The organism is Pallidibacillus pasinlerensis (assembly GCF_009996845.1).
In the GTDB taxonomy this organism is placed as follows: domain Bacteria; phylum Bacillota; class Bacilli; order Bacillales; family Caldibacillaceae; genus Pallidibacillus; species Pallidibacillus pasinlerensis.
Genome location: NZ_JAACYS010000116.1, coordinates 1 through 4,146, shown reverse-complemented (window position 1 = coordinate 4,146; position 4,146 = coordinate 1). Strand labels below are relative to the sequence as shown.

General features: G+C 40.0%; 3 protein-coding genes, 15 tRNA genes and 1 rRNA gene. 3 read left to right on the top strand and 16 right to left on the bottom strand.

Annotation, left to right across the window (positions count from 1 at the left end; translation table 11 throughout):
• The first annotated feature begins 430 nt into the window (after positions 1-430).
• The 3 genes from GW534_RS15590 (at position 431) to GW534_RS15585 (ending at position 1,982) form a co-directional block, all read left to right on the top strand.
• Positions 431-754, top strand: coding sequence for a DUF771 domain-containing protein (locus GW534_RS15590; protein ID WP_158176796.1), 324 nt, complete (start codon positions 431-433; stop codon positions 752-754).
• A gap of 119 nt (positions 755-873) precedes the next feature.
• Complete coding sequence (locus tag GW534_RS16855; RefSeq protein WP_312854691.1) at positions 874-1,245, top strand: Arm DNA-binding domain-containing protein; 372 nt, start codon at positions 874-876, stop codon at positions 1,243-1,245.
• Positions 1,200-1,982, top strand: a complete 783-nt coding sequence (locus GW534_RS15585; protein ID WP_312854690.1) for a site-specific integrase — start codon at positions 1,200-1,202, stop codon at positions 1,980-1,982. The genes GW534_RS16855 and GW534_RS15585 overlap by 46 nt, the downstream gene beginning before the upstream one ends.
• A gap of 148 nt (positions 1,983-2,130) precedes the next feature.
• Here GW534_RS15585 and GW534_RS15580 read toward each other — a convergent pair.
• From GW534_RS15580 to rrf, 16 genes are all read right to left on the bottom strand, one after another.
• A tRNA-Leu gene (locus tag GW534_RS15580) sits at positions 2,131-2,216 on the bottom strand.
• Positions 2,217-2,232: 16 nt separating this feature from the next.
• Positions 2,233-2,306 (bottom strand) — tRNA-Cys (locus GW534_RS15575).
• Between the two features lie 12 nt (positions 2,307-2,318).
• Positions 2,319-2,393 (bottom strand) — tRNA-Gly (locus GW534_RS15570).
• 9 nt (positions 2,394-2,402) lie between these two features.
• Positions 2,403-2,474 (bottom strand) — tRNA-Gln (locus GW534_RS15565).
• Positions 2,475-2,486: 12 nt separating this feature from the next.
• Positions 2,487-2,562, bottom strand: a tRNA-His gene (locus tag GW534_RS15560).
• Positions 2,563-2,589: 27 nt separating this feature from the next.
• Positions 2,590-2,663: transfer RNA gene (locus GW534_RS15555), tRNA-Trp, on the bottom strand.
• Between the two features lie 4 nt (positions 2,664-2,667).
• A tRNA-Tyr gene (locus tag GW534_RS15550) sits at positions 2,668-2,752 on the bottom strand.
• Between the two features lie 14 nt (positions 2,753-2,766).
• Positions 2,767-2,842: transfer RNA gene (locus tag GW534_RS15545), tRNA-Thr, on the bottom strand.
• Positions 2,843-3,036: 194 nt separating this feature from the next.
• Positions 3,037-3,112 (bottom strand) — tRNA-Phe (locus GW534_RS15540).
• Positions 3,113-3,273: 161 nt separating this feature from the next.
• Positions 3,274-3,350, bottom strand: a tRNA-Asp gene (locus GW534_RS15535).
• Positions 3,351-3,354: 4 nt separating this feature from the next.
• Positions 3,355-3,428: transfer RNA gene (locus tag GW534_RS15530), tRNA-Met, on the bottom strand.
• 171 nt (positions 3,429-3,599) lie between these two features.
• Positions 3,600-3,675 (bottom strand) — tRNA-Val (locus tag GW534_RS15525).
• A 3-nt stretch (positions 3,676-3,678) separates the two neighbouring features.
• Positions 3,679-3,753 (bottom strand) — tRNA-Glu (locus GW534_RS15520).
• Between the two features lie 11 nt (positions 3,754-3,764).
• A tRNA-Ser gene (locus tag GW534_RS15515) sits at positions 3,765-3,856 on the bottom strand.
• 4 nt (positions 3,857-3,860) lie between these two features.
• Positions 3,861-3,935: transfer RNA gene (locus GW534_RS15510), tRNA-Asn, on the bottom strand.
• Positions 3,936-3,957: 22 nt separating this feature from the next.
• Positions 3,958-4,072 (bottom strand): 5S ribosomal RNA (gene rrf / locus GW534_RS15505).
• Positions 4,073-4,146 lie beyond the last annotated feature (74 nt).

The following is a 4,146-nucleotide window of genomic DNA, read 5'->3' as shown; positions in this document are numbered from 1 at the left end:
CCCCTCGATAACTCAAAAATATTATGCTAGTGCCACAATTATAATTATCTACTCTTAGTCAGATTTCCATATTGATAAATATTATCTTGACATAAATTATTAAATCCTGTAAATTAATATTTACAAATTGAATAAACACCAATAATGAAATAAAAATTAATTACACAATAGACAAAGCGCCTAGCAATAACACATTGCAGCTAGATTCAACTAGATAGGAGTATTTACTTGCATCCAGTCATTTATTTTTTTAGCCCAAATAGGCTTTGTTTGAAACACTTATAACAAACTACTAACACACTTCAGATAAAATGCAAAACAAAAATGCTTTTGCAATAAGTCACAGGTCCATATGGATTCTGTTCCTTGTTGTAAAAGCATTTTTTTGTGCTGCAATGATCGAATAATTATCATGGTGGAGGTATGAAAAATGGAACAACAGCTATCAGTTAATCTAACTATCCCAATCCCGTCTGATACCGTATTAATCTCAAAAGTAGAACTGAAGGAGCTTAAACAGCAACAACTGTATGGAGTCTACTGGTCAATGAAAGATCTCGAAACAAGAATCAATCGAAAACATGAATGGATTAAAGAAAATATTCTTTATCCATCACATTTCAGAAAAATACTTGATACTGAACATGGTGGTTTTGTCTTCTATCCAAAAACAAAAGGGCAAACTTGGTCTTTTCATGCTTTAAAAATGGCAGACTTTTTGGATAAGAATTTTCACCGAATATTTTCTTCCTAGTAGCAGATATAATTCCTACTACCTTATATATAACTACAAAACAATATAAGAAATTGTTAAAATAAGGGTGACCTATTTCGGGACTGGCCACCCTTATGAAAAAAAAGTGAGGGGAAAATATGGCTAGTATTCAAAAACGAGGAAAAACATATCAGTTTACTGTTAGCCATATGGTTAACGGAAAATCAAAACCTATAAGAAAGGGAGGTTTCCGCACTAAGAAAGAAGCTCAAATTGCAGCTGCAGAGATAGAATCACAGTTAAGTAAAGGACTTCTTCCTCATCTAACTCCAGTACCAATAGATGACTATTTTGACAAGTGGGTTAGGCTTTATAAAACAAATATCAGTGTTACTACTCGAAAGCATTACGAATACACTTATAAAGGATCAAAGAATACTTCGGGAGTAAACCTTTACAAGAGATCACCAGACATGATTATCAAATGTTTATTAATCAGTTTGGTTCTAGTAGATCTAAAGAAACAGTAGAAAAAGTAAATACCCATATTCGTGCATGTGTGAAGGACGCAATGGATGAACAAATTATTCATCGTGATTTTACAAGAAATGCTGTAATTACCTATACTGTACCCGCCAAAAAATCAGAAGAAAAGCATCTTAACTATAAAGAAAGCGAGATCTTATTAAAAGAGATATGGGAGAACATTAACAAGGGATTAGGTTATTCACTACTTCTACTAGGACTAACTTCTGGAATGCGCTTTGGCGAAATGGTTGGACTTACAAGGAAAGATTTTGATTTTAAAAAGAATACGATAAGAATAAATAAAACCTGGGGATATATGAAACGCCATCCTGAAGGTTTCGGACCGACAAAAAACGAACAATCTGTGCGAACGATAACAATGAATCCAACTGTCATGGCTCATTTTAAAAAACTATTTAAAACCATGCCTACAAATATTCATCAGTTGGTTTTCTATAGTCCTACCTCAAGATACAAAGTTATAAGCAACACAAATGCAAACAAGCTATTAAAGAAAACGTTAAGCAATCTTGGTATTGAACCAATCACCATTCACGGGTTACGTCATACACATGCAAGTGTTCTTTTGTATAAAAATATTTCAATTCATTATGTAAGTGAACGACTTGGACATGGTGACATTGATACTACCTTACGAGAGTATACCCACGTCATTAAAGAGTTACGAGAGAAAGAAGAGCAGGCAACAATAGAGATTTTCGAGAAAATGATTGGGTAAAACTTGTGTAAAAAATGTGTAAAATCATTCGAAAACCAATCGTTTTCAATCGAAACCTAAAAATACAAAAAAAGCTCGTAAACCCTTATATATCAAGGCTTACGAGCAAATAACTCTTTTTTAAAATTAACTTAAAAAATACTAAAGATACCGGTGGTCGGGGTCGAACCGACACGTCCTGTAAGGGACACGGGATTTTGAGTCCCGCGCGTCTGCCAGTTCCGCCACACCGGCATGTGAATAAGTTCAGTGGAGGCGGTAACCGGATTCGAACCGGTGATAAAGGTTTTGCAGACCTCTGCCTTACCACTTGGCTATACCGCCAAATAATAGAAATGGAGCGGAAGACGGGATTCGAACCCGCGACCCCCACCTTGGCAAGGTGGTGTTCTACCACTGAACTACTTCCGCAAAATATTACTGGGCTAGCTGGATTCGAACCAACGCATGACGGAGTCAAAGTCCGTTGCCTTACCGCTTGGCTATAGCCCAATAATCAATTAATGGGGCGACCGATGGGAATCGAACCCACGAATGCCGGAGCCACAATCCGGTGCGTTAACCACTTCGCCACGGTCGCCATAATATTATAGGAATAAATAAAAAATGGCAGGGGTAGTAGGAATCGAACCCACACCGGAGGTTTTGGAGACCTCTGTTCTACCGTTAAACTATACCCCTGTGATGGTGGAGGGGGACGGATTCGAACCGCCGAACCCTGAGGGAGCGGATTTACAGTCCGCCGCGTTTAGCCACTTCGCTACCCCTCCACGGTTAATTTAGATGGTGCCGGCCAGAGGACTCGAACCCCCAACCTACTGATTACAAGTCAGTTGCTCTACCAATTGAGCTAGGCCGGCATATTGAATTATATATTTGTTATTTAATATTAGTTTTACATTTCGTCGTCCCGCTCTCAGTTAGTTGATTCAAGTAGCTTTTCGAGCGGTACGCTGATGTATCGTTTCGTAGCTTACTCGTTCGTTCTCTACCAATTGAGTTAGGCCGGCGCAAATATATTATAACATACATCATTTGATTTTTCTTTAAAAAATGGTGGTTCAGGACGGAATCGAACCGCCGACACAAGGATTTTCAGTCCTTTGCTCTACCGACTGAGCTACTGAACCTTATTAAAATATTTACGCTAAATATATTTCACTTTAGTCCTTCGTCCTGATCTCAGAAAGCTTATTCAAGATGTTGTTCGATCAGTACGTTTGATGTAACTCATGGAAGCTTATTCTTTCGTTCTCTACCGACTGAGCTACTAAACCACATTATTTTACAATGGCGGTCCGGACGGGACTCGAACCCGCGACCTCCTGCGTGACAGGCAGGCATTCTAACCAACTGAACTACCGGACCAGTATTGCGGGGGCAGGATTTGAACCTACGACCTTCGGGTTATGAGCCCGACGAGCTACCAGACTGCTCCACCCCGCGATAATATTATTTACTAAATATTTACTATGCTTAAAGTTCAACTGAACTATTGACCATCCCGATTTCGATAGTTATTTCACAGATGTCTGCGAAATCGGTATGCTGAAGTTTTGCTACGAAGTTTATTCGTTCGTGCTCCAGCTTGCTATAATATTATTTAGATGTTTGTAATGGTGGAGGATGACGGGATCGAACCGCCGACCCCCTGCTTGTAAGGCAGGTGCTCTCCCAGCTGAGCTAATCCTCCAAATGGTGACCCCTACGGGATTCGAACCCGTGTTACCGCCGTGAAAGGGCGGTGTCTTAACCACTTGACCAAGGGGCCGTTGTTGTCTATGGCGGAGAGTAAGGGATTCGAACCCTTGATACGCGGTTAGCGTATACACGATTTCCAATCGTGCTCCTTCGACCAACTCGGACAACTCTCCAATTTGGCTCCGCAGGTAGGATTCGAACCTACGACCGATCGGTTAACAGCCGATTGCTCTACCACTGAGCTACTGCGGAATAATAACATTTTAAAAACTTAGCCCGGCAGCGTCCTACTCTCGCAAAGGTAACCCTTTACTACCATCGGCGCTGAGAAGCTTAACTTCCGTGTTCGGGATGGGAACGGGTGTGACCTTCTCGCCATCGCCACCGGACTTGATTAGCTATTATTCATTAGCGACATTTTCTATTATACATGTTTTTTGAGATTTTGCAAGTGTTTTTTTCA

Coding starts and splice junctions, on each gene's coding strand:
- GW534_RS15590 (WP_158176796.1), top strand. CDS start 431: ATGGAACAACAGCTATCAGTTAATCTAACTATCCCAATCCCGTCTGAT.
- GW534_RS16855 (WP_312854691.1), top strand. CDS start 874: ATGGCTAGTATTCAAAAACGAGGAAAAACATATCAGTTTACTGTTAGC.
- GW534_RS15585 (WP_312854690.1), top strand. CDS start 1,200: ATGTTTATTAATCAGTTTGGTTCTAGTAGATCTAAAGAAACAGTAGAA.